We start from the raw sequence: 25,813 nt of genomic DNA, 5'->3' as shown, positions 1-25,813 counted from the left end.
TCGTCTATGCTACAAATCAGTGAGAGCGTCTTCAAAAAAATACCTGAGTCGATGATTTTATGCATCGCACGATTTGCTATTGCGGCGGTCTTTTGGAAGTCTGGTCAAACCAAAATAGAAGGATTTTCCTTAGATATCATTGCGATGGAAGTACAATTAGGCTGGCCTCATCTAAAAGAGACAACCTTATTTCTATTTGAACACGAGTATAACTTGCCACTGATCCCACCTATGATCGCGGCCATAATGGCCACAGTGGCCGAGCATGTCTTACCCATTCTCATATTAATGGGCTTTTTTACCCGCTTCGCAGCGTTTGGCTTAGCAAGCATGACCTTAGTCATTCAACTGTTTGTCTATCCCGACGCCTACCCAACCCACGCCACATGGTTAGCCATTGCTCTTCTGCTTATGTACCGTGGCGCAGGTGTTGTTTCTTTGGATCACGTGTTATCCAAAACTAAGTAGGCAAAGTAAACGTAGACGTTGCCTCATGAGTTTGCTCTGCGGCACCAGATAATGCATCGGTGAGCTGACTTAAACGCTTTGAAGTTTGATCATTGCTCACCGTGACGTCAACGATACGAGTAATGTGTTCAGCCATATCTTTCGCTTCTCTTGCCTGCTGTTGAGCCAGTTGCGAAAGACCATCCAGACTTCTCAAAGAGTTTGCAGAATCGGCTTCCAATTGACTAAGAGGTGCAACCACTTCCTCAATTTGCGCCACACCATGACGCATTTTTTCCTGACCTTGTACCATTTCATTAGAAATCTGCATCGACAAACTACTGATGGTGGTAATGACTTTATCGATGGAAGCTGTCACCTGCGCGGTATTCGTTGCCAAGTTACGAACTTCATCCGCCACAACAGCAAAGCCTCGGCCACTTTCTCCTGCACGAGCGGCTTCGATAGAAGCATTTAGTGCCAAAAGATTAGTTTGCTCTGCCACATTGCGAATGCTATTAACAAACTCTGTGACCGTCGTCGCACTTTTATTCAACTCTGCTACAGCATGAGAAGTCTCCTCAATATAAGCCGCAACCGCTGTAATATCTTTCGCCGCAGAAGTAATGACCTGTTTACCGTGTTTGGCTAAGTCGTGGGCAGCCTCCGCTTGATTACGAGACACGCTCACATGATCTGCCATCACATTCGCGGCATTCGATAATTCACTGACGGACTGTTGGATATCATACGCCATGGTGGCTTGAGTGTTAGCGCCCTGATTCACATCTGCCACATTCGAACGAATATCACCAACAGCCCCAACAACGGTTCTTGCACTCTTATCAATTTGCCGAATGACGCCAGCTAAACTGATCCGCATACGTTTCACACTGTCTAATAGCTGACCAATTTCACCTTTTTGTGTTGATGTAATCTCTTGAGAAAGATCACCATGGGCAAAATTATCTAACAACGCCATCACATAATTAAGCGGATTCACAATGCTACGAGTGATCAAAACAGACATGATTAAACCAATCAGAACAGCCAAAGCCCCTACTCCAACGGTTAACCAAATGGCCAATTCTGATTCAAACAACACTTCTTTCTGCTTTGCCTGCATCAAACTGCGTTCGTACTCGGACAATGCAGACGTTTGCTTTAAAAAGACTTGTAATTCATCACGAGTCGAGCCTGCCATCAATTTTTTTGCTTCTTCTAGCTCACCAAACTCCAAGGCTTCGACGGTTGCCTGAAGCGCATCCTGATATACCTGACGCTGCACTTTCAAACCCTCGACAACTGCCTTATCTTGGGGCGTCTGTACCAGTAAAGCCATTTTTTCTAAACTGCTGTCTAAATTACTATTTCGCTCATCAATTTCTTTATAAATAGCAACGCGAGCGTTTCGCTCCTCTAAAACAAACAGCAACAACAGGCGACTGGCCAGACTCTCTGCATTAACATTTAGCTCTCCAGCTAACTCAACTAAAGCCGCGTTTTCGTCAACGATACTGCGGATATTACCGGAGAGAAGCTGGAAGCGACTCACTGACAACACCACTACGAGCACCAGTAACGCCAACAGCACCAAATAACTCGCCCGTAGACGACCACGGATACTAGTAAAACCCATCATGAAAACGTCCTTTTTGGAATAGTAAATAACAGAAAAAACATAACTTAATCTAAGCACATTAGACGAATAAACACCTCGTTTTATTACAGTACACAAGCATAAAAGATAAAAATAAAAAGCCACCTAAGTTTTCTTAGGTGGCTTTTAGGTAAAGACTTATAAGCGAAAAACGATTACAAAAATCAAACTATCTGGCGTGAAAAATTAACCAATAGCAGCCAAGGTCTTTTTATAGAAAGCAAACGCATCCATCGCGCCTTTTATTGCCAGAGCTTCTTGCTCCTCTGTCAGTGACAACGCATCCAGCTGAGCCACAAACTTACGCCAGTGCGGTGCTCGTCCTTCCGAATGAGCCGCTAAATGCCGAGCGCCATGGTCGGCATCAAACTTCAACTTCTGAGTCTCTTTATACAAAAATGCCGCACCAATATTGGAACCTTCACTACAATAAAGCCACCCAATGGCCTGATACAAATCCGTGGGGGTTGCTAACAAAGATGCATCGACATCCGCCTTTAAGCCCAAGTCATTCAAATCCGACTCAACCGCAGACAACCGTGGTAATTCAGCCAATCCAGGAAACAATGCCTGCAGATCAGGATGCTGATACAAGGGAGCAACCGATAAATGAAAAATATGCTGTAGTCGCAAAAATTTTCTGTAATTGTCTTCATTTGCAAATGGCTCTGACTTCATGACCATTGAATCAACACCATCATGATGAGTACGTGTAGAATATTTTAAACGCTTTGCAAATGTCATAATATCTTGATCTTTTTCTATTGTTTGCATATCTGGCCTCATTTAAAAATCCATCTTATGTAATGATAAAAACTTGCCTTCTCAATAGCCATCTTGTTTATATTAAGAAAAGCTAACATTTATTTATTGTCCTTTTCACTTGTGTTGGCCTAGACCACATCCACAAAAAACCAATAAACATTCCTGATAAAGCAAAAAATAGAACATATACATTAACATCACTATACAACAATAAACACGCACAAAAAATCATGCTAAAGGACGACAGTATTTTACTTTTCTGAGAAATAACTTTGCCATTATTCCAATTATATAAAGCAGGCCCTGTAAATCGATTATTATGTAAAAATCGATGAATTCTAGGAGAACCCTTGGATGAAGACCACGCGCATAACAATATAAATTCAGTTGCAGGAATACCAGGAACCATAATTCCCACAAAGGCCATCACCAAACTAAGCACCGCAATTATTTGGTAAACGAGGGTTTTGCTATTGGCAATCACTGTACTTAATCTCAACAGGCTCATCCCCTTCTCTTTTTTAAAACCGATTTACAGTCAATATCATGGTATCTACTGTTTAGAAACAGAATCTTATTCATAATACCGAAGTATTTATCAGGTCACCAACAAACTGCCTATATTCATGCTGAAAAGAGTCCCCTAGGCCAAAAAAACAAGGTAAAGGCGTTATAAATTTTTCATTCAGTAACAGGCTTATGTTCAACATAGGAATAGAATGATAATCATCCAAATTTAAACCTGTAAAATCACGAGAAATAGAAAACGTTTGCAACGTCATATTAATATTATCTATGGAAGCAATACCGTAAGATTTTTTTACAACCTCATCACTTAACCAATCTTTCTTTTCTTCCTCACTCAATACAAAAAACACATTGTCTGTAGGTAATGTCTCAACAATATTCTCTAAAGTATGGCCAACGAATACAATAACTAAGGCGATTCTCATTAATTCAACGAACATCATTAGGCTAAATAGAATGACAGGAAACAGCAAAGCGAATTCAACAGAGACAAACGCTTGCGTCTCTTTGCTAAAAAGTCGAATCGAGCGTATCGTTTCCTTTCGAGAATTAAAAAACATAAACAAGACGAGGCCAAAGAAAATAAAACGCGCCAACAGACAATGCCACACTATATGGTACGCCTCGCACACCGTCATAGGAAAGACCTAAAGGGTTTGCCATATTAAATCGAGAATACTGAGTTGACATACGCGTAAAAAACGTCGCTCCCTTTGACTCAATGTAAGAAATAAGAGGCGCAAAGAGCACCAGTATTCCCCCCGCTAGCGCCGTTATCATCAAAAAAATCAGTTGATTATCAAAACCAACCCACAGACACAGCACCGACATCAGTTTGATATCACCCGCCCCCGCTTGTCCCAGTAACAATAGTCCAACCCCTACCAGTAATGCACACACAGCTCCCGCAATAGAGAAAGCTAAATCTCTTAGCAACTCAGGCTGAGACATCGGCTCATAGGTTACCAAAGAAGAGAAAGACAGAAGCGCCATCACAATCCAGCCCGCTAACAGGCTACCCACTAGGAAATTGCCAATACGATGATAAAACACCTCTGAAACAATGCCCCACAGCAAGACACAGACCAGAACGCAAGAAATCAAAAAATCCGTCATTCATCCATTCACACAACATTTAATGTCCTCATATTAGGATTCATTCTTATTTTCAACTCAACAGACAAAGCATTAAGAATGCTTAATGAATAGACACTGGCTCTTTACGACTCAATTGCTAGGATAGAGGACAATGCATTAGAAAAACGTTAGAAAACCCTAGGCAAACAATGCGTATCGATAGAGGCGTGGGTATACGACACACAGGCACGAAAAATAGCATTGATAATCATTATCATTTTATAATACTATGCCTACGTCCTTTCCCGTCACTTTTTGCCCTAAGAGATAATTGAATATGCGTATTCTCGTTGTTGAAGATGATGCTTCCGTTAGCCATTGGATTAGCAACAAACTGCACGTATCAGGACATACATGCAAGTTGGTGGACAATGGTGAAGACGCACTGAAACTGATTACAGAAGAAGTCTTTGATGTGATCCTGTTAGACCGTGTCATCCCTAAAATAGACGGCATTCAGCTGCTTGGTTTACTGGACAAGATTCCCCATCCGCCCATCCTCATCCTATCTGCCAACGACCAAACGTCTGACCGGATAGAAGGACTAAGAGCAGGTGCCGATGACTATTTAGGTAAGCCCTTCGATTTCACAGAGCTGCTTCTACGGCTAGAGCGGCTATATTGTCGTACCAAACAAGCCACATCGAATAATCTCATTAAAATCAAAGATATGATGATCAACCTTGAACGCCATGAAGTAACACGTTCGGGGCAGCGGATCGATTTAACCAATAAAGAATTTAAACTGCTTTTTGTGCTTGCCGAGCACCCAGGTCAAACCGTCACTCGTAGCATGCTACTAGAAAAAGCGTGGGGATATCACTTTGATCCACAAACTAACGTACTCGACGTTCATCTTTCTAAACTTCGACATAAGTTAGATGGCGGCTCGAAAAACCCCATCATTCGTACCATTCGATCCGTTGGCTATGCATTAGGATAACAAGGTGTTTATGAAGCCATTGCTCCACAGCAGCAGCTTTCGGCAAGCCGCCACCATCGCTTTTATTTGCTTATTGATTTCTTGTACTGCTATTTTTATCAGTAATGCGATTTTAGAGAACATCATGAAAAGTCATGTGCGCAGCATGATTTTTGAGAACCTCGAAAATCAGAAATTGAACGTTGCGTTTAACAGCAGCACTCAGCTGGCAGAGTTATTAACAACAAACCGTATAACCGAAAGTCGAAAAGATCACTTTACCTTCATTTTTGATGCCAATAGCCACATATTGTCGGGAAATAAGCACTATTTATCGGACAGCCACATCAGCGTATTACAGCAAAACAACACCAATCCACCACGAATTTTGTCCTTAAAAAGCCCCAGTATCGAGTTGTTGGGGTTATTGGTTCCGTTGGTCGATGGTGGCATGTATTTTAACGCCTATAACGTACAGCCAATGATCCAACAAACGCGTCTTATTCCTCTCATGACCGGGGCGGGATTATTGGCCATACAATTGACCATTTTGTTCATTAGTCTGCCGTTTAGCCTGCATAACCTTTATCGGGTGAACCACATTATTGCGGTGTTAGAAGATTATGCTCGTGGCAAACACAGTGTCAGAGTCCATTATAAAAATAACGGCGATGAATTTGGTCAGCTTAGCCAAGAAATAAATCTCGTCTTAGGACGCACACAAAAACTCATGGAAGAAGTGCGCGACATCACCAGCCATGTTGCACACGAACTCAGAACCCCGCTCACTCGCCTACAGCACAAGCTGATCAATCTATCAGAACGGGTCAACGGAGAAGAGCAACACGAGCTTGAGCAAGCCATCAAAGAAACCGAGCAAATCCAAATACTGTTTCGTGCCATCATGCGTTTATCAGAAGTAGAAACCGGACAAGTCTGTCATCAGAAAGACAAAATCAATGCCTACGATATTCTGCATGAAGTCTATGAATATTATCAGCCATTAGCCGAAAACCACGGTATTGAGCTGCATATTGATGCCCATAAAAAGCACATCTTTTATGCGGATCAGATCCTCATTTTCCAAGCCATCGCCAACCTTCTAGACAATGCGATTAAATACGCCCCACAAAGCAAAATAATCTGTCTTAGCATTACGACGTCATTAGGTGAAACACTCATCAAAGTGACGGACCAAGGCCCAGGTATACCAGAAGAAAGCCAGCAATTTGTGACGCAGCGTTTCAAACGTCTCGCCAGCAAAAAAGAGGTCTTTGGGCACGGTTTAGGACTGACGCTCATTCAAGCCATTGCGTCACTGCATAATGGAGAATTAACGCTAACCAATATGCATCCAGGACTCTGTGTCTGCATCAAATTAGGATCAAACGACGTTCATTAAAAAGCCACCTTGGTTTCCCAACGTGGCTTCCATCTCAACCAAAATGCCAAAACCGTTAACGAATACGTTTAAAAGGCAGGGTATAAGCCATTAAGAACAACAAGGCGGCGCATACCACAACACTTGGACCTGTTGGCGTATCCCAACGATAAGACGCCCACAAGCCGCCACACACAGACAAGCAACCAATCAAACTCGCAAACGACGCCATCTGTACCGGCGTCTTCGACAGTTTACGCGCGGTGGCCGCGGGAATAATCATTAAAGACGTGATAAGTAACACACCAACGATTTTCATTGCCACGGCAATTACCAAAGCCACCAGCAGCATGAGCAACAGACGAATCGCCTCTACCGGATAGCCTTCTACTTTCGCCAATTCTTCATTCACCGTGACGGCTAATAGCGGCTTCCAAAAAGTCACCAATAAGGTGATAACCGCCAAACCGCCGCCATAAATCCAATACACATCGGCCTGATTAATGGCCAATAAATCCCCAAACAAATACGCCATCAAGTCAATGCGGATATTGTCCAAGAAGCTAACCGCCACCAACCCCAAAGACAAAGCTGAATGCGCCAAAATACCCAACAAGGTATCCGTCGCGATAATGTGCTTCTTCTGCAAGGTGACTAAGACCAAAGCCAAACCCACACACAAAACGACGATAGCCAAATTCAAGTTAATGTCTAACAAAAAACCTAACGCCACGCCCAACAGCGCGGAATGCGCCAAGGTGTCGCCGAAATACGCCATGCGTCGCCACACCACAAACGCCCCTAACGGCCCCGCCACAGCGGCCACACCCAATCCGCCTAACAAGGCTCTGAGCAAAAGATCTAACATGCTATTACAAACTCCAATCTGCTAACTAGGGTGGTCTTAATGATGCTTACAATGAGCATGAGCGTCGTCATCGTCCGACAAAATACTGCCGTGCTCGTCATGCACATGATCATGCTGATGGGCATAAATCGCGATGGATTCGTCCGCACCAGGCACACCAAACAAGGCCTGATAAGCGGGATGCCCCGTCACATGCTGCGGGCTACCAGAGCAGCAAACATGCTGATTAATACATACAACCGTATCGGTTTTTGCCATGACCAAATGCAAATCGTGAGACACCATTAGAACGCCGCAATGCAATTCATTACGAATGCTTTCAATCAAGTTATAAAGTTCTACCTGACCATTCACATCCACGCCTTGAACAGGCTCATCTAATACCAACAAATTCGGTCGATTCAGCAAAGCGCGCGCCAACAAAACACGCTGAGTTTCACCACCTGATAACACATGCACTTGGGAATGAAGCAAATGGGCAATGCCAAGTTTTTCCAAGGTCGGAAGGATTTGCTGTTTATCAACTCCTCGAACCAAAGCCAAAAAATGCTTTACCGTTAATGGTAGCGTCGGATCGATGTGCAGCTTTTGTGGCATATAGCCGATGCGCAAGGTTTTGTGTCTTACTATCTCGCCAGTAGTCGCCTCTTGTAGACCCAACAAGGTGCGGATCAAGGTGCTTTTGCCACTGCCATTAGGGCCAATCAAGGTAACAATTTCGCCTTCACTGATGCTCATATCAATATTAGAAAGTAACACGCGGCCATCAAACGCAATGCCTATGTTATCAAACACCACTAAGCGTTTACTCATGCGCTGGTTCCTACTGCGTGAGCGTCTGTTGCTTGTGCTTTGCAATCGGCACACAAGCCTGTCAGTTCAATGGTTTCTGCACGTAACTCAAAACCCTGCTTCGCCGCTTTGGCAATCAAGGCTGCATGAATGTCCTGATAATCAAATTCCATCACATTGTGGCACTCATCACAGATCAAAAAGTACCCCTTATGTGCTCTATCGGCATGGGCGCATCCCAAATAAGCATTCATCGACTCTACTTTGTGAATCAAACCCGCCGCCAATAAAAAATCTAAAGCACGATACACAGTAGGTGGCGCAGAATTAAAACCTTCTTCAGCCAACTTAGCCAACAGCTGATAAGCCCCTAATGGACGATGACTCTCCCAAATCAACTCTAAGGCACGACGACGTACTTTCGTCAAACGCTGACCTTGTTCCAAACACAAGGTCTCAGCGGTCGCAAGCGCCGTATCAATACAATGATTATGATTGTGGTCATGAACGTGATCCGCGTCATGCCCATGCTGATGTGAATGTTGTTTTGTCATTAAAACGCCCTTCCTGCATTGCTCAAGTAGCTCCAAATCATAGAGCAACTGATGATTATCAAAGCGAAAGCAGCAATAAAACCAAAGACACGCGACACTCGTTGTCGCCAAACGCGATGTTCACTACTTAACGCCAACCCAGTATCACGCACCAGCACACTCACGCCAGCCAACACCGCTACCGTGATAGCGGTACCAAGCGCCATGGCAAATGTCGCGACGATGCCCCACAAAAAAATGCCAGTACTGAGCGAAAACAACAACACCAACACCGCCCCAGTACAAGGCCGAATACCGACCGCAGCCACCATAGCCCAAATACTGCGACGGGCGGTTTTTGCTTCCTGCTCATGATGAGCGCAACAGCTATGACCGTGAGAACCATGGTCGTGATGATCATGATGATCGTGATGATCATGATGATCGTGATGATCATGATGGTCGTGATGGTCACTAGAATGCGCGTGTAGATGATCCTGAGAATGATCATGACCACAGCCAGACTGGCCTCGCAACAAACGCACCAAAATCCAAACCCCAATCAGCCCCACTGCAGCAAAACTGGCAATCTCAAAAAAACGGCTAATTTGCATGGCTTTTCCGGCTAAAGAAAAAATCTGACTCAAGACCACAATAACCAATATCGCCATCAAAGCTTGCACGAACGCACACAAAAACGCCAAACTCACGCCACGTCGAATCGGTGCTTTACTCGCCAACATATAGGCTGAAATCACCGCTTTGCCATGGCCCGGACCCGCAGCATGAAATACGCCATAGAAGAAACTGGTGGTCATCAAACCCCACAACAAAACAGGGCTGCCCTCTTTGCTAATGGAACGCACCAAGGACACTAATTCACGATGAAACGTCGCCTGCTGAGACAGAATCCACTGAATAAAATCCTGATACAGGGAAAGCTCTACCGCGGCATAAAGCGGCGAGTTGAAGCATAAAAAAGATAGCAATACAAAAGCGACGTTCTTCGCCATAATTGGCTCTCACTCAAGGTTGGATATAATTTTGTTATGGTATAACAACTCAAACCTAAGGAGAAGCCAAAGCCTAGAAACGTCGCATTTATTCATTATCCGACAGCGGGCTGTAAAAACCCCATGACACCACTCATAAAGATTTGCGCGGCCATGGCAGCCAAAATCAACCCCGTGATTTTTGACAAAACATTTAGCCCAGTACGACCCAGCATCTTCTCGATCAAAGAGCCAGAGTACAAAATAATAGTCAAGGTCCCCAGCGCCAACAATAAACCACATAAACCGATGAACAAATCCCAGCCTTGTAGTTCAGCACCATAAACCAGAATCGTACCAATGGTCGCCGGCCCAATAATGGTTGGCACCGCAAGCGGCACAACAGACACATCATCACGCTCTTCGCTTGGCATGCCGACGGCATGGTTTCGGGTGCCATCACGCACCAAACTCAACGCCGACATAAACAACAAAATACCAGAGCCAATCCGGAAAGAATCCAGAGTGATGCCTAACACCGCAAACAAACCACCGCCAAAAAACAGCAACACAATCGAAATCGCCACAGAGGCGATGATCGCTTTATTTGCCACATGGCGACGGGAAGCCGACGATTCACCACGGGTTAACGCGAGAAACATAGACAACACAAAAAACGGCGCGAACAGAAAGAAGAACTTAATCCACGTTGAAATCAATAAACTCATTTAAAAGAATCACCCAAAAAGCAGGCAGCAAAGCCGAATGCTTATTATCTAAAGCCCTATCTTATAGGATAAGGACCTACCCAATTTGCCGTGCTTGTGGCACAACAAATAGCCATCTGAAAACCGTCCCTATTGAAAGACAATCTCGAAGAGAACACAGATGAGGGAATTCTAGCAAAGAATCAGAGAAAATGAGGGGGAAATAGCACGCCATTAAGCAGAAAAACCGATACAAAGTGTGACTTTATATCGGTTTTTTATGTTACATCGTTTAATGCTTAATAGGTTTTATTCGTGGTTTTAAAAAGCCCAAGCACCCAGGTAAAGAACACGGGAACAAACAACACACCCAACAGTGTCGCCGAGATCATGCCACCGATAACACTCACCCCCAAAGAATGCTGACTGGCGGCGCCGGCACCCGTGGCGATCGTCAAGGGTACAACCCCCAAAATAAAGGCCATCGACGTCATAATGATCGGTCTAAAGCGCAATTTGGCCGCTTGAATCGCCGACTCTTTGAGCGAATGTCCTTGTTGATAAAGATCTTTGGCAAATTCCACAATCAAGATCGCGTTCTTCGCCGACAGACCAATAATCGTAATCAGACCTACTTTGAAATACACATCATTCGACATGCCTGTCAGGAAAACAGCCAACACCGCACCCAACGCGCCAATCGGAATGATTAAAATAACCGACAACGGAATCGACCAGCTTTCGTACAAGGCCACCAGCAACAAGAAAACCACCAAAATAGAAATGGTCAGCAGCATAGGCGCCTGAGAACCCGCTGCTTTCTCTTGGTAAGACAGACCAGTCCATTCATAGCCTATGCCTTTTGGCAAAGTGCTAATAATTCGCTCAATTTCCGCCATCGCCTCACCAGAACTGTGTCCTGGCATCGGGCTGCCTGAAATTTTATACGCTGGATAACCATTGTAACGAGATACCTGAACGGGTCCGATTTCCCATGAGCTGCTCGCAAAAGAACGCATCGGCACAAGATTGCCCTCGTCGTTCAACACTTGCAGCTCAAGTACTCGCTCCGGCGTCATACGGTCTGCTACATCGGCTTGCACCACAACACGCTGCAAACGACCCGCATTGGTAAAGTCATTTACCGTGGCAGAACCATAGGCCGTAGAAACCGCGTTATTGATGGATTCAAAACCCACCCCCAGTGCCGTAGCTTTTTTACGGTCTATATCAATTCTCAGCTGCGGAGCATCCTCTAAACCTTCCATCATGGCATAAGCAATGATAGGCGAGGCATTCGCTTGACCTAACACCACATTACGCGCATTGGTTAGCGCCTCTCGACCGAGATTACTGCGGTCCTGCAAGCGTAACGAAAAGCCGCCCGAATTCCCCATGCCTTCAATCGGCGGCGGTGGCACGGCCATAGAACGGCCATCTGTGATACTGCCAGCGAATTGGTTATAAGCCATGGTTTCATCAAACAATGACTGTTCACGTTCAGACCAATCAGTGAAAGTCGGGAACAGCAAACCGGCATTCGCCCCCATACCAGAGAAACTGAAGCCCATTACCGTTACCACATTCTCCACGGCATCACGTTGCCCTAAGAATTGTTCGACGTCTTTCATGGTTTCGTTGGTTCGAGAGAACGTCGCACCCGCAGGCAGCTGAACATCGACAATCATGTAACCCTGATCTTCCGTTGGCACGAACGATTCTGGTAAACGCACATAGGCATAACCAAGGCCAACAATCAGCACAAGATACACCACCATGAAACGACCAGAACGATTCACCAACTTGCCATTTAAGCTGGAATAACGATTCGTTAACCCCGTAAACTGACGGTTAAACCAACCAAAAAAACCGCCTTTTTCATGATGCGCTTCTGTGTTGATAGGTTTTAGCAAAGTCGCACACAAGGCTGGCGTAAACGTCAGTGCCAAAATACCAGACAGCATAATAGACACGGCCAGAGACATAGAGAACTGCTGATAAATAATACCCACCGATCCGCTCATAAACGCCAGCGGCACAAATACGGCAGACAACACCAAGGTAATACCAACAATCGCCCCAGACACTTGCCCCATGGCTTTAATCGTTGCCTCTTTCGGAGAAAGTCCTTCTTCCACCATGATGCGCTCGACGTTCTCGACCACCACAATGGCGTCATCCACCAAAATACCAATGGCAAGCACCATACCGAACATGGTCATCATGTTCACCGAGAAGCCCATCAAAGACATCACCGCAAAGGTGCCCAAGATACAGACAGGCACCACAATCGTCGGAATCAAGGTGTAACGTAAATTCTGTAAGAACAGCAACATCACCAAAAAGACCAACACAATGGCTTCTACTAGGGTGTAAATCACCTTTTCAATTGCGGCGCTGACGAACTTAGACGTGTCATAAGGAAAACTGATTTGAATATCGTCTGGAAAATTTGCTTCCAGCTCTGCAGCACGTGCTTTTACCGCTTTCACCGTTTCAATAGCATTGGCACCTGGCGATAACTGCACCGCACCCATGATGGCTTTGCGACCATTTAAGCGCGTTTCAAAGTTATAGTCCTGCTGACCCAACTCAACACGGGCCACATCTTTAAGATACACGGCTGAACCGTCTGTGTTGCTGCGCAATACAATATTGCCAAACTCTTCTGGGTCTTCCAAAAAGCCTTTAACCACCAAACTGGCCGTCAGCTCCTGTGTGTTATCGGCAGGTCGGGCACCAAAACTTCCCGCAGGGACTTGCACGTTTTGGTTGCTAATTGCGGTATTAATGTCACCAATTGATAAGCCATAGCTCAACAGTTTTTCGGGGGATACCCAAACGCGCATCGCCGCTTCGGTACCAAAATATTGCAGCTTACCAACCCCCTCAACACGACGAATATTATTGTTAATATTGCGTGCGGCGTAATCGGCCAAGGTCACAATGCTTTTAGAAGAATCATCGCCTTTAAACGTCAGCGCATAGATCATCAAAAACCCCGAACTGGCTTGGTCAACTTGTACACCTTGGGCAATCACACTGCTTGGTAAACGCGCCTCGGCTTTTTTAAGGCGGTTCTGGATGTCGACCTGAGCCAAATCGGGATCCGTTCCCGGTTCAAAAGACGCGGTAATCTGCGCGATACCATTGGCGTTACTGGAGGAATCAAAATAGAGCAATCCTTTCGCGCCATTTAATTCTTCCTCGATAACACTGGTTACCGAATCCACTAATACCTGAGCAGACGCACCGGGGTAGGTCGCGGTGATTTCAATCTGCGGAGGGGCAACCACCGGAAATTGCGATACAGGCAAGGTTGGCAACGCCAATAACCCTGCCAGCAAAATAAAGATTGCCATTACCCAAGCAAAATTGGGTCGTGCAATAAAGAAATTAGACATGCATTAAGCCTCTAAAAACGTCTTAACAATGAAGATGAAGTAAGTCATAACCTAAGAATTAGAGGCGACTTTTGCGGAGGCCATGACCTTTTCTCCCGCTTGATACATAGCGGCATTATCAATAATCACCTTATCGCCCGCGTTTAGCCCTTGCGTAATACGCCACAAGTTTTCCGACATGGATCCTGTAACAATAGAACGAACTTCCACCTTATCTTGATCATTAACGACATACACAAATGCCCCATTGTTACTGCGCATCACCGCACGCTGAGGAATCAAGATGGCTTGAGCTGAATGGGATTGAACTGCTTCAACACGCACATACATGCCTGGCAATAACACTTTATTGGCATTTGGGAACAGGCCACGTAATACAACATTGCCGGTTTTTTCATCGACCTGACTGTCAGAAAACAGCAGTTTTCCTTCAAAGCCTTTATCGTAACCGTCTAGCTTAGCCATCAATTGAGTACTATTAGCAGAGGTGTTTTCTGCTACAGACTGTCGGTATTTCAAGGTATCTGTCACGGACTGCGTGAAATCAACGTAAACATGATCAAGCTGCTGAATGGTCGCGAGCAAAGTGGTATCGCTCTGGCCTACCAACATGCCTTCGCTGACATTGGCTCGTCCAATGCGACCAGAAATAGGCGCACGAACCGTCGCGTAATCAAGATTCAACTCCGCACTGTCTACATCCGCTTTAGCAGATATAACCGAAGCACTGGCGCTCAAATAGGCCGCTTGCGCCGCATCAAAGGTTTGTTTACTGACCGCTTGGGACTTCAACAAAGGAGCGTAACGATCCACCAAGACCTTGGCATCAAACAAGGTCGCTTCGGCTCGAGCCAGCTCACCTTTCGCACGGGCAAGAGCAATTTTCAATGACGCCGGATCGATTTCAAACAACACATCGCCCGCTTTCACATCAGAGCCTTCTACAAATTTTCTGTGCAACACAATACCAGGAACACGAGCACGTACTTCCGCCTCACGAATCGGCTCCACTCGACCAGGTAAAATGGCATTTTCTTCGTATTCAACAGGTTCCACAGCCATCACAGTCGCCGCTCTAACGCTGGCTGGAGGACTGGCCTGAGCCTCTGGCTCACTTGGGGTACAGCCAGACACAACAAATAACACCGCCACAACTGGTAGCCACGTTCGCCCATTCTTTAGAATTCGTATCATTGGTAAATACCTTACATTTCTGCCAGAGATAAAATAGATTCTAATAGTATTAAAACAACTCAAATGAATCTATAGTGATTCATTTGATTCATGTATAATTCTTTTTGTTTCTGCTTTTCACTCGCATATAAGATTTCATATAAAAGATATTCTGCGTAAAATCACTAAGGCACAAAAAACGAGTAACATAGACAACCATGAAACATGGTTAATCAAACGTAAATTGGGTATTGATATGGCAGAACAGGAAACAAACGAGGCATTACAGAACGCATTGGCGCTTGCATTAGTGGAGCATCCACGTGCGTCACTACAAGAACTCGCCTGTGCTGTCGGGGTGAGCAAAGCCACCTTATATCGCTTCTGCCCTACAAGAGAAAGCCTGCTAGAAAGGCTGCAAAACAGCAGCATCAATGCCTATAAACGAGCCATAGAAAACGCTCAGCTCGACACAGTCGAACCAAGAGAAGGGGTTCGAAAACTACTAGAAAACTGCTACAAAAACAAAGAATTGACCCTGTTTACCATTCAGCATTGGCAACCAGAGTTATTAGAAAACAGTGAGTGCACAAAAGCACAAGAGAAGCTGGATGCCTTTTTCTTGAGAGGCCAACAAAGTGGTCAGTTCCGAGTCGACATCAGCGCGGCCGCGATTACCGAATGCTTCCATGGCTTGTTCTTCACCATGATAGAAGCAGAACGTCTAGGACGAGTGCCCAGAGCAAGAGTATTAACCATAATAGAGTTGGTGCTCATGGAAGGCGTCTGCACCACGTCAAACTCGCCTTCCTAAAAAACCGCCTCGTCGGCGAAGTGTTAACGCTGACTCAAGGCCAGTTTGATACCAAAGCCCAATAGCAGCACACCCGTCAAGCCGTCTAACACTAACGCCACTTTGGGTCGTGCCAACCAGACTCGCGCTTTGTGTACCATAAGCGCCAGAAAGGTTTGCCACACCATGGCAATAATAAAATGCAAAGAAGCCATAAAAAGTGATTGCGCCAACGCCGAATGACTCGGATCAATAAACTGCGGCAAAAACGCCATGTAAAAAATAATCGGCTTAGGATTCAATACGTTAGACAAAATGCCTTGGCGAAAGCTGCCCCATGCCGTTAATGCTTTTGGATTTTTGGCGTCTTTAAACGTCATGCCCACGGGCTTCATTGCACTGCGAATCGCCTGCACCCCAAGGTAGACAAGATACGCCGCCCCCACCAACTTGAATGCGGTAAATAACCCAGCAGAGCCGAGCAAAATCACTGACAAACCCAAGGCCGACACCGTGGCATGAGCAAACAAGCCCATGCAAATCCCCAAACTGGTCAAAAAGCCTAAACGCCAGCCGCCAGACGCCGCATTACGCATCACCAAAATTGTGTCCACGCCGGGGCTCATGGTGAGAACCGTGATAGCGGCTAAAAAAGGCAACCATTGAAAATGCTCTAACATGTGCTTCTACCTTAAAACGCTCAAATTAAAAAACAGAACTAGGGCTGACAAGTCAAATCCACCCATACCGCGACCGAGGTTTCTTTGGCCTCTCGCTCAACCGGTGTACAGGTTTCGGATAACGCACCGGACAAACGCACCAAGCCTTCCTCCAACGGTTCCATGGCAAAATACAGTTCATCGTCGCCAAATGCGAGGCTCAAGGTAGAGGTGGCAAGATTGACCGGGGCTGGCAGTGCGATGCCAAGACGGATCCACAACATCTGGTCGCGAACACGCACGTCCAACACTTGCACATCACTGGGCACAATGTCAGCGCCATCTTGCTTCATCTTGATAAAAAAGCCGTATTGCTGAAAGCTTTTTAAAACCTCGATCATGTCGAGCTTTTCTTGCCCCGTTAAATCCCCATCGCCATCTACATCGTATTCGGCAATTAAGCTCGTTGAAGTGAAAAGATCCAAACTCCATGTTGCTTCCAACGTTTCGAGGTTGGTTTGATCCACCTTGACGCGATACTCAGAGTCCACCCAAACATGCGGATGTGCCATGGCCGAGCCAGCGAACAAGGCGGTAACACACAAACACAACCAAAAACGCTTCATACAATGACCTTTAGTAGACTGATTTTTACAAAACAACGCGCTTACAGTGATGATTCCATTAAACTCGGGGTATAACGCACTCTCGCCTCTAAAATACGCTGAAACTCCAAAGGGTCATGCTGCTGCGCCAAACGCTCCGGATCGTGTTTTGCACCATGCCATGCTTCTAAACGAGACAACCAAAAACGCAAGGCCGCAATTTTCAACATATAAGGCCAAGCGAGGACTTCCTCTGGGCTGACCTCACGCTCGTGCAAATACGCCTTGATCAACGCTTTATATTTGGCTTTATCCAACTCGCCTGTGGTGATATCTGAACACCAATCGTTGACCACGATGGCCAAATCGTACATCACCCAAGAATGGCAGGCGTTGTAAAAATCAATGATCGCCGAGAGCTGATTGCCTTCAAACAGAGTATTGTTGTAGAACAAATCCCCATGAATCGTGGTTTTTGGCAAATCGGGTTGTTCCGCAATAAACGCATCAAATTCCGCGATTTGTGACAACAACAGCTGCGCTTGTTCAGGTTCCAGTTGTGATGCAATCGCGTCACTCGTTTTGTGCCACCACGCCATGCCTCGATGGCTTTCCCGATGGGTGGCAAAATCTTCACCAGCCGTATGCAGCTTTGCCAAAACACCGCCCATTTGACGGCAGGTTTCTACATTCGTACTGTCTAATCCGCTCCCAGGAAAGCAATCCACAATAATGGTTGGACGGTCTTTCACTATGCGCAAACGCTCGCCATGAATATCGATCAAGGCCGCTGGCACATTAAATCCTTTGTGTTTTAAATGGGCGACCACGTCTAAAAAGTACGGCACTTCCTCTGGTTGAAACTCTTCAAACAAGGTCACCACATACTTACCGGTTGTTGTGTTTAAAAAGTAATTGGTGTTTTCGACACCACCAGAAATACCTTGAAAGGCAACCAGTTCGCCCAAATAATAATCGGCCACTAAGGCCCGCATGTCAGAGTCAGAGAGGGATGTGTAAACAGCCAAGTGGTACTACCTAATTTATTAGAAAATATTTGCTCAAAAAGGAAACAAAGCACTGAAGCGCCTATGCTCCACAATAAGTACCAAAAGGTCAATTCTAAGTACAGTAAATAGATGCGTTATTGCACGCCCCTAGTCTTTCAAGCATTTGCTAGAACAGGAACATTTTTTCACCAAGAGACAACAGAATTCGGCGATAAAGTATGTATACTTTGAACAAGCAACTAACAAGACATAACCATGCCCAATTTAAACGACCACACCCGTATTTTAATTCCAGCCACATATCGACTACTGGTCGTCACAATTTTGAGCAGCGCCATTTACGCGGTTTTATTCAACGTTTATTCAACGCCTTTTATCATTCATGCCTTCCAACCCGCTTTTTTCACACTTTTGCATTTGATGCTGTTTATTTATCTTTACAGGAACCCTCAAAAAAGAATCCATCGGGTCATCAATACCTATGGCGCAATCATCTTATTGACGTCCGTACCAAACACCTTGTACTTCACCATCGGTGCTTGGCAAAATAAATGGCAATTCGTGGAAATATTTCCGCCTATTTCCGGCATGATTATTTTGAGTACTACCTTAATCATGCTCATGCTACCGGAAAAGCTCAACAGATTAGTGGTCATCACTTGGTCACTCAACTCGCTTCCCGTGCTGCTTTTTTTGTTGACTCATCCGGACGAATTACAAACCCCAAGAGGCTATGACTTACTGTTTCTATTTGGCCCTGCCAGTTTATTAATACTGCTGATTATTCCTTATCAACGCAGCATCAATCACCATATGAACAGTATTAGTTTTGATTTACAATATTCTCAACAACTGGCTGATCGGGATTTTTTAACCGACGTATTGAATCGTCGAGGGCTTGAAAACTGGCTCAACAAACTGGATTCTGGCAGCAAAATTTGTGTGTTATTGATCGACATTGATCACTTCAAAAATATCAACGACAAGTTTGGTCATACCATAGGCGACCATGTCTTGGTCGAATTTGCGTCACGCCTGCGCACTATTTACTTCAACGACCATGGCTTGGCCCGCTGGGGTGGCGAGGAATTTATCATGGTGATCGTTAACCCAAGCCACGATTTACTCACTACCATTGGTCCCATTTTCAAACACACACTCAATCAATTGCCTTACCGACAAGTTGACAAAGTCACGGCCAGTATCGGCATATCGACCATACAACCCAAAGCACATTTTCTCGACCTAGTAGAGGAAGCTGACAAAGCGGTTTATTACGCAAAAAGCAACGGTCGCAACCAAGTCGTTATTTACTCTAGCGCCCTAATAGAAACAAAAACGCCAGATTAATTCCTTTTTTAACTGTAAAAACACACTCAAACACATAGAATAGAGCCTATAACCGCCGATTAAAAAGAGGTTCTATTTTGGCTACGGATTCTAAAACACATACTCCACCTATGGTTCTGGTAGACGGCTCGTCTTACCTTTACCGAGCATTCCACGCGATTCCACCGATGCACACCAGCGACGGCCACCCAACCAACGCCACGCGCGGTGTGATCAGCATGATCCGCAGCCTCATCAAAACCTACCCAAATTCACCCATGGTCATCATCTTCGATGCCAAAGGCAAAACCTTCCGCGACGCCATTTACAGCGAATACAAAGCCCACCGTCCGCCCATGCCTGACGATCTTCGCCCACAAATCGAACCGATTCACCGCATGGTGGAAGCCATGGGCTTGCCGCTGGTCATCATCGATGGCGTAGAAGCCGACGACGTGATCGGCACCATCGCCAAACAAGTGGGCGAGCAAGGCCGCGAGGTCATTGTCTCCACTGGCGATAAAGACATGGCGCAACTGGTCACAGAGAACGTCACCCTTGTGAACACCATGAACAACACCGTCATGGACATCCAAGGCGTGAAGGACAAATTCGGCATCCCACCCGAACTCATCATCGATTACCTTGCACTCATGGGCGATAAAGTCGACAACATCCCCGGCGTACCGGGCGTGGGTGAGAAAACCGCCCTAGCCCTACTGCAAGGTCTTGGCAGCATCAAAGACATTTACAATCGCTTAGACGAGATCGCCGATTTGGGCTTCCGTGGTTCTAAGACCATGAAACAAAAAATGGCCGACAACAAAGAGATGGCCGAGCTGTCTTACACCTTAGCGACCATCAAATGCGACGTGGAACTGCCCTTCGATCCACAAGATCTGAAAAACGGCGAAGCCGACAAAGACACCCTACGTGAGTGGTACACCAAGCTAGAATTCAAAACCTGGCTCTCCGATCTAGACAACGCGCCAAGCGTCGAAAGCGCCAGCGACACAGTCGGCAACATCGCCGCTGAACAAAAAGACGGCCAAGTCGATACGCCAATCGCATCGGATCTTGAAGCCAACTACACCACGGTATTAGATAAAGAGACGTTTGCCGTTTGGCTAGAAAAAATCCGCGCCGCCGACCTTGTCGCCTTCGATACGGAAACTACCTCGCTGAACTACATGGCAGCAGAGCTGGTTGGCGTGTCTTTTTCCGTGCAAGCAGGCGAAGCCGCCTACGTTCCGGTGGCCCACGACTACGACGGCGCGCCAGAACAACTAGACCGCGACTGGGTGCTAGAACAGCTTAAACCTTGGCTCGAAGACGATAAGCAAGCGAAAGTCGGCCAACACCTAAAATACGATGCCAACGTACTAAACAACTACGGCATTACCTTGCGCGGCATCGCCTACGACACCATGTTGGAATCTTACGTGTACAACTCCGTAAGCTCCCGCCACGACATGGACACCCTTGCCAGTAAATTCCTCGGCCACACCAATGTGAGCTTTGAAGACATCGCCGGCAAAGGTGCCAAGCAAAAAACCTTTAACCAAATCGACTTAGAAGTGGCCGCCTTTTACGCCGCCGAAGACGCCGACATCACCTTGCGTTTGCACCAAGCAATTTGGCCAAAAATCGAAACCACACCAGAATTGGTCAGCATCTTTAAAGACATCGAATGCCCACTGATTCCGGTCTTGGCGAAAATGGAACAAACTGGCGCCTTGATCGATCCAGAACTTCTGCATATTCAAAGCAGCGAAATCGCTGGCAAACTGCAAGAACTGGAAATCAAAGCCCACGAAGAAGCGGGCGAAAGCTTCAACCTAAGCTCACCAAAACAGCTACAAGTCATCCTGTTTGAAAAACAAGGCTTGCCCGTTATCAAAAAAACGCCCAAAGGCCAGCCATCTACCGCCGAACCTATCTTGCAAGAGCTGGCGCTGGAGCACGAACTACCACGCTTGATCATGGAACACCGCACGCTGTCTAAATTGAAATCCACTTACACAGACAAACTGCCAGAGATGATCCAGAAAACCGGCCGCATTCATACCTCGTACCACCAAGCCATTACCGCGACGGGGCGTTTGTCATCGACTGATCCGAACTTGCAGAACATCCCGATTCGTTCTGCCGAAGGTCGTCGTATTCGCCAAGCTTTTATCGCACCTGCTGGCTACAAACTGGTCGCGGCCGACTACTCGCAAGTCGAATTACGCATCATGGCGCACCTGTCGCAAGATCCGGGCTTATTAGACGCTTTCACAAAAGACGCCGACGTGCACAAAGCCACCGCCGCGGAAGTCTTCGAAGTCAGCTTAGACGACGTCACCAGCGAACAACGCCGCCGCGCCAAAGCCATCAACTTCGGCTTGATCTACGGCATGTCTGCCTTTGGTCTCGCGAAACAGCTTGGCATTGGCCGCCCAGAAGCCGGCAAATACATCAAACGCTACTTCGAACGTTACCCAGGCGTACAGCAATACATGGAAAACACCCGCGAAGGCGCGAAAGAAAAAGGCTATGTAGAAACCATCTACGGTCGTCGTTTGTACCTGCCAGACATCAAAGCGAAAAACGCCATGATGCGACAAGCCGCCGAACGCACCGCGATCAACGCCCCCATGCAAGGCTCCGCCGCCGACATCATCAAACGCGCCATGATCAAAATGCACGACTGGCTACAAAGCACCGACCTAGACGTGAAAATGATCATGCAAGTACACGATGAACTCATCTTCGAAGTCGCTGAAAAAGACCTAGACGCCGCCAAAGAAAAAATCGTCGACATCATGCAGAACAGTAGTCAGATAGACGTGCCGTTGTTGGTTGAGGCGGGTGTTGGGAATAACTGGGACGAGGCGCATTAGGCCTCGTACCATAGCTCTAAAACGAAAAAAGCCATGCTAGGCATGGCTTTCTATTTCGTCTGTCTTCGGTGGGCTGCCTAAGCAGGGATATCCGAAGCTCTCGATAACTATGCTAGTTAAAAAGCGTTAATCAGTCAAGACAGGTTAGGAGGCAAGGATGCCTTACACTGCAATAGAACACGCCCTTTCAATTAATCGATTCTCAACGTATCGACAAGCGGTTATTCGTTCAATAGGGAAAAGCTGCGATACGACAACGCTGAAACTTTATGAATGGAATGCCGAGCTTTCCAGCCGCTTTTTCTTTCCAATACATATTTACGAAGTCGCCATACGCAATGCTATCTCTGATGCCATTAGCATTCGTTATGGCAGCGACTGGCCAACCAACGCCGTCTTTCAAAACTCTCTCAATCATTTAGACAAGCAAACGCTTCAATCTGCGCTAAGTAACGGTTACCACGGCGTCAGCAAGCTACTCCCTGAAATCAAATTCGTATGGTTTGAGAATATGCTCACAAGCCGACACGATGGCCGCATATGGAAGCCATACATCACCAAAACCTTTCCAAATGCGCCGACATCCATGACACCACAAGAGATCAGAAAAGCGTTAAAAGACGCATGCTATATCATACGAAAATTCAGAAACCGATGCGGTCATCATGAGCCGATATTTAACAGTGCGAGTTTATATGATGTCTATCCACATATTCGTGAGTCATTGAACTGGCGATGCGCAACAACGAGCCAATGGATGAATAGCAAACAGTCCGTTAGTGAACTATTGTGTAAGCCTGTGATATAAAGCGGTATGCTCGACTGACTCGCCGGCACCGACCTAGACGTGATAATGATCATGTAATTACAGATGAACCCATCTTCGAAGTGGCCGAAAAAGACATCGACGCTGCCAAAGAAAAAATCGTCGACATCATGCAGAACAGTAGTCAGATTGACGTGCCTTTGCTTGTAGAAGCGGGGGTTGGGGATAATTGGGACGAGGCGCATTAAGTGCCTCGTTTAATTGATTTAGATAAGCTGAAATGGATATTCTATGCGCGTTACATACATACTGGATGGCTCCTCAACTAAATTAGGTGATGAACAATACAACAATATCACTGAGATTCTTTTTCCAGACATTAATTATCCGAAAAATCCCCATACCATAACGATTACACGAATGTTTGATGGTTACTCACAACACCGCTGGATAGTTAAGTCAGTTGCCCATACCAATAATGATGATGTAGTGATAAGACTAGAGCCAAGAAATAATGACAAAGAAGAAATATACCTTTCAAAAACATACAAGGTAAAAGGCAGTGTCATTAGTCAACTCCGTAAAGGTACACTGGTTGAAGTAGACTATGGTTATATCCCTTCAGTAAAAAAAAATTCTGGTGTCACTAAATCTAATAAGCGCTACCCTGATTCAAGACAGTTGGGAGAAATGCATAAACGCAGGCTAGCAATAGTTGTTAAAGCCACAGGCAATAGAATCCAAGTTGTCCCTATATCTTCAAAAGTGCCTCCTACTGGAGATAAGACATGCTTTGAAGTAGATCAAGACTCGACAAAAAAACTGATCAATTACAATAACCGGAATACCCAGTCCTTTGCTATTTGCAGCATGATTGAAACAGTGTCACTGAATAGAGTACTTCCGCCTTTAGCCAAACCAATAAAGACTAACGGCAGACAGGAACCACAACGCTCTGACGGTTACCCCCATAAACTCTGTAAAGTAGACTTAAAAGCTTTAGATCAATCACTAAGCTCTGTTATTGGAATAAGTGACTACCTCAATTTAAAGCAACAAAACTCTGAACTATACCTAGAAAAAAATAGATTAGAGAAGCAAGGAGAGGCCTTAAGCATGACACTTCAGACTACTGAAGCAAAGATGAAAGAATTAGAGCAGAAAGCCGGTCAACTTGACGCTCTCTGGCACATTACCGAAGACCTGTTTTTGCAGTTCAACCCCGGCAGAAACACGAGTGAAATCAGAGAAATGATCTTAAAAGAGATAGATGAGTACAGTGCAATTCTACATGATACTTAGGCGCTTGAATGGTAAATCTATTTGACTTCTAGGCTTCGTTTGTTATGCTTATTTCATAGGGTAATAACTGGAACGGCTCCCAGCTTACCGACGTCTATAAACGACCTAGCCGCCTATGTAAATCTTAAAAAAGCCTGTTAGCTTATACTAATGGGCTTTTTTATGCTTTCAAAAAATTTGAGTTAATTGCATTTTAAAAGCCGCACTCTGCACAAAATCGCCAATAAAGAGCATTAAACAATTGATTTTAAATGCTTTTATTTAAAACTCACCTAACATTCACTCACACAAACAGATCTGACTCGCTTTCCCTTTCCGCTTACTAAAAGCCTCTCGTCGCCCCATCGACCTAGGTGGGCAAATGCATCGATCTAGGGGTTAAATGAAAATTAAGCTAGATTACGACTTCAGCGCAGTGATATAAATCAGGTGTAAAAAAAGAGCATAATGCTCTTTTAAAAATGAAAAATGATAGTTCGTGGCAGCCCTTTAGCTCTTTGGGGTCAGGGTGACTAAACAATGTTTAGTCTAACCATCAACAATGATGTCACTGGCGAATCATTGGTAGAACAATTGTAACAATTGGGGTCAGATGAAAATTAGGAACAGATGAAAATTAGGAACAATTGGGGTCAGATGAAAAATCAATCCATCTGACTCGATTTTCTACCGCGCTTTTTTGGCGTCAATCGCCTACCCGTTAGCTTCTCGATCTCCTCTTTGAAACGTTCGTTTCCCAATGCCATATCTAGAACAATTGGGGTCAGATGAAAATTTAGTCCATCTGACTCGGTTTCCTACCGCGCTTTCTTGGCGTCACTCGCCTACCCGTTAGCTTCTCGATCTCCTCTTTAAAACGTTCGTTTCCCAGTGCCATATCTGAATGCGTAGCAGATCGAATTCGTCCGAGTTCTTCTTCTGGGATGTGGTATTTGAATAAGTCTTGGTAACGCTTCGCTCGCGTTTCCTGCTGACGGCTCAGCTTGAGATAAAGTTCATGTGGTTGCCAGAGCTCACTTTGTAGATCCAGTGACTCCTGAGCGTGAAAGCGATAGCTCGACCATTGGTAGTCAGCTGGATGAGCGACCATATTAGCTCTAACGGGATTTAACTCAATATATCGCTGGCAGATAAAAAAGTATTCCTCAGCACTGA

24 protein-coding genes and 1 pseudogene are annotated in these 25,813 nt (G+C 45.6%); 9 read left to right on the top strand and 16 right to left on the bottom strand.

The window, feature by feature from the left end; translation table 11 throughout:
• The first annotated feature begins 6 nt into the window (after positions 1–6).
• Positions 7–468 carry a DoxX family protein gene (locus DKT73_RS03820; RefSeq protein WP_232827775.1) on the top strand — a complete coding sequence of 154 codons (462 nt, stop codon included), beginning with the start codon at positions 7–9 and terminating at the stop codon, positions 466–468.
• Here DKT73_RS03820 and DKT73_RS03815 read toward each other — a convergent pair.
• The 5 genes from DKT73_RS03815 to DKT73_RS03795 all read right to left on the bottom strand — a co-directional run bounded on the left by DKT73_RS03815 (position 461) and on the right by DKT73_RS03795 (position 4,516).
• Positions 461–2,089, bottom strand: a complete 1,629-nt coding sequence (locus DKT73_RS03815; protein ID WP_111637264.1) for a methyl-accepting chemotaxis protein — start codon at positions 2,087–2,089, stop codon at positions 461–463. The two genes, DKT73_RS03820 and DKT73_RS03815, sit on opposite strands and share 8 nt — an antisense overlap.
• 204 nt (positions 2,090–2,293) lie before the next feature.
• Positions 2,294–2,881, bottom strand: a complete 588-nt coding sequence (locus tag DKT73_RS03810) for a biliverdin-producing heme oxygenase (protein ID WP_111637618.1) — start codon at positions 2,879–2,881, stop codon at positions 2,294–2,296.
• Between the two features lie 82 nt (positions 2,882–2,963).
• The gene (locus DKT73_RS03805) at positions 2,964–3,380 is read right to left on the bottom strand and encodes a YbaN family protein (RefSeq protein WP_269814499.1); all 417 of its coding nucleotides are present in this window, start codon (positions 3,378–3,380) and stop codon (positions 2,964–2,966) included.
• A gap of 70 nt (positions 3,381–3,450) precedes the next feature.
• Entirely contained in the window at positions 3,451–3,960 is a 510-nt protein-coding gene (locus DKT73_RS03800) for a TadE/TadG family type IV pilus assembly protein (protein WP_232827774.1), read from the bottom strand.
• Positions 3,950–4,516 (bottom strand): A24 family peptidase, encoded by a 567-nt coding sequence (locus DKT73_RS03795; RefSeq protein ID WP_111637263.1) that lies wholly within the window; start codon positions 4,514–4,516, stop codon positions 3,950–3,952. The genes DKT73_RS03800 and DKT73_RS03795 overlap by 11 nt, the downstream gene beginning before the upstream one ends.
• Before the next feature lie 298 nt (positions 4,517–4,814).
• Between DKT73_RS03795 and DKT73_RS03790 the strand changes: the two genes are divergently transcribed.
• Both DKT73_RS03790 and DKT73_RS03785 read left to right on the top strand, forming a co-directional pair.
• Positions 4,815–5,480, top strand: a complete 666-nt coding sequence (locus DKT73_RS03790; RefSeq protein WP_111637262.1) for a response regulator transcription factor — start codon at positions 4,815–4,817, stop codon at positions 5,478–5,480.
• Between the two features lie 10 nt (positions 5,481–5,490).
• Positions 5,491–6,861 (top strand): sensor histidine kinase, encoded by a 1,371-nt coding sequence (locus DKT73_RS03785; RefSeq protein WP_232827773.1) that lies wholly within the window; start codon positions 5,491–5,493, stop codon positions 6,859–6,861.
• A gap of 55 nt (positions 6,862–6,916) precedes the next feature.
• Here the strand turns inward: DKT73_RS03785 and znuB are convergent, their stop codons facing one another.
• The 7 genes from znuB to DKT73_RS03750 form a co-directional block, all read right to left on the bottom strand.
• Positions 6,917–7,708: a zinc ABC transporter permease subunit ZnuB gene (znuB, locus tag DKT73_RS03780; protein ID WP_111637260.1), complete on the bottom strand. Its 792-nt coding sequence runs from the start codon at positions 7,706–7,708 to the stop codon at positions 6,917–6,919.
• 36 nt (positions 7,709–7,744) lie between these two features.
• The gene (gene znuC, locus DKT73_RS03775; protein ID WP_111637259.1) at positions 7,745–8,521 is read right to left on the bottom strand and encodes a zinc ABC transporter ATP-binding protein ZnuC; all 777 of its coding nucleotides are present in this window, start codon (positions 8,519–8,521) and stop codon (positions 7,745–7,747) included.
• Positions 8,518–9,054, bottom strand: a complete 537-nt coding sequence (locus DKT73_RS03770) for a Fur family transcriptional regulator (RefSeq protein WP_111637258.1) — start codon at positions 9,052–9,054, stop codon at positions 8,518–8,520. The genes znuC and DKT73_RS03770 overlap by 4 nt, the downstream gene beginning before the upstream one ends.
• Positions 9,054–10,046: a nickel/cobalt transporter gene (locus DKT73_RS03765; protein WP_111637257.1), complete on the bottom strand. Its 993-nt coding sequence runs from the start codon at positions 10,044–10,046 to the stop codon at positions 9,054–9,056. Before DKT73_RS03765 ends, DKT73_RS03770 begins: the two co-directional genes overlap by 1 nt.
• Before the next feature lie 95 nt (positions 10,047–10,141).
• Entirely contained in the window at positions 10,142–10,753 is a 612-nt protein-coding gene (locus DKT73_RS03760; protein WP_111637256.1) for a MarC family protein, read from the bottom strand.
• 278 nt (positions 10,754–11,031) lie between these two features.
• Entirely contained in the window at positions 11,032–14,136 is a 3,105-nt protein-coding gene (locus DKT73_RS03755) for a multidrug efflux RND transporter permease subunit (protein ID WP_111637255.1), read from the bottom strand.
• A 51-nt stretch (positions 14,137–14,187) separates the two neighbouring features.
• Positions 14,188–15,330, bottom strand: coding sequence for an efflux RND transporter periplasmic adaptor subunit (locus DKT73_RS03750; protein ID WP_111637254.1), 1,143 nt, complete (start codon positions 15,328–15,330; stop codon positions 14,188–14,190).
• Positions 15,331–15,565: 235 nt separating this feature from the next.
• Between DKT73_RS03750 and DKT73_RS03745 the strand changes: the two genes are divergently transcribed.
• The gene (locus DKT73_RS03745; RefSeq protein ID WP_111637253.1) at positions 15,566–16,123 is read left to right on the top strand and encodes a TetR/AcrR family transcriptional regulator; all 558 of its coding nucleotides are present in this window, start codon (positions 15,566–15,568) and stop codon (positions 16,121–16,123) included.
• 23 nt (positions 16,124–16,146) lie between these two features.
• Here the strand turns inward: DKT73_RS03745 and DKT73_RS03740 are convergent, their stop codons facing one another.
• From DKT73_RS03740 to DKT73_RS03730, 3 genes are read right to left on the bottom strand one after another with little or no spacing between them, the layout of a single operon-like run.
• Positions 16,147–16,782 (bottom strand): LysE family translocator, encoded by a 636-nt coding sequence (locus tag DKT73_RS03740; RefSeq protein ID WP_111637252.1) that lies wholly within the window; start codon positions 16,780–16,782, stop codon positions 16,147–16,149.
• 38 nt (positions 16,783–16,820) lie between these two features.
• Entirely contained in the window at positions 16,821–17,387 is a 567-nt protein-coding gene (locus tag DKT73_RS03735) for a DUF1007 family protein (RefSeq protein ID WP_111637251.1), read from the bottom strand.
• 41 nt (positions 17,388–17,428) lie between these two features.
• On the bottom strand, positions 17,429–18,394 hold the full coding sequence (locus DKT73_RS03730) for a homoserine kinase (protein WP_111637250.1): 966 nt from the start codon (positions 18,392–18,394) through the stop codon (positions 17,429–17,431).
• Positions 18,395–18,631: 237 nt separating this feature from the next.
• On the opposite strand from DKT73_RS03730, the gene DKT73_RS03725 reads away from it, so the two are divergent.
• From DKT73_RS03725 to DKT73_RS03705, 5 genes are all read left to right on the top strand, one after another.
• On the top strand, positions 18,632–19,726 hold the full coding sequence (locus DKT73_RS03725) for a GGDEF domain-containing protein (protein WP_111637249.1): 1,095 nt from the start codon (positions 18,632–18,634) through the stop codon (positions 19,724–19,726).
• A 110-nt stretch (positions 19,727–19,836) separates the two neighbouring features.
• The gene (polA, locus tag DKT73_RS03720; RefSeq protein WP_111637615.1) at positions 19,837–22,590 is read left to right on the top strand and encodes a DNA polymerase I; all 2,754 of its coding nucleotides are present in this window, start codon (positions 19,837–19,839) and stop codon (positions 22,588–22,590) included.
• 157 nt (positions 22,591–22,747) lie between these two features.
• Entirely contained in the window at positions 22,748–23,398 is a 651-nt protein-coding gene (locus tag DKT73_RS03715) for an Abi family protein (RefSeq protein ID WP_111637248.1), read from the top strand.
• 80 nt (positions 23,399–23,478) lie between these two features.
• A complete protein-coding gene (locus DKT73_RS20385) occupies positions 23,479–23,604 on the top strand; it encodes a hypothetical protein (RefSeq protein ID WP_269814498.1) in 126 nt (41 codons plus the stop codon).
• A 43-nt stretch (positions 23,605–23,647) separates the two neighbouring features.
• The gene (locus tag DKT73_RS03705; RefSeq protein ID WP_111637246.1) at positions 23,648–24,658 is read left to right on the top strand and encodes a type II toxin-antitoxin system PemK/MazF family toxin; all 1,011 of its coding nucleotides are present in this window, start codon (positions 23,648–23,650) and stop codon (positions 24,656–24,658) included.
• Positions 24,659–25,433: 775 nt separating this feature from the next.
• Here DKT73_RS03705 and DKT73_RS03700 read toward each other — a convergent pair.
• Positions 25,434–25,813 (bottom strand): annotated as a pseudogene (locus DKT73_RS03700) (transposase); the annotation flags it as partial.

Source organism: Marinomonas shanghaiensis (genome assembly GCF_003259175.1).
Classification (GTDB): domain Bacteria; phylum Pseudomonadota; class Gammaproteobacteria; order Pseudomonadales; family Marinomonadaceae; genus Marinomonas; species Marinomonas shanghaiensis.
This window is presented reverse-complemented; position numbering and strand designations above follow the sequence as displayed.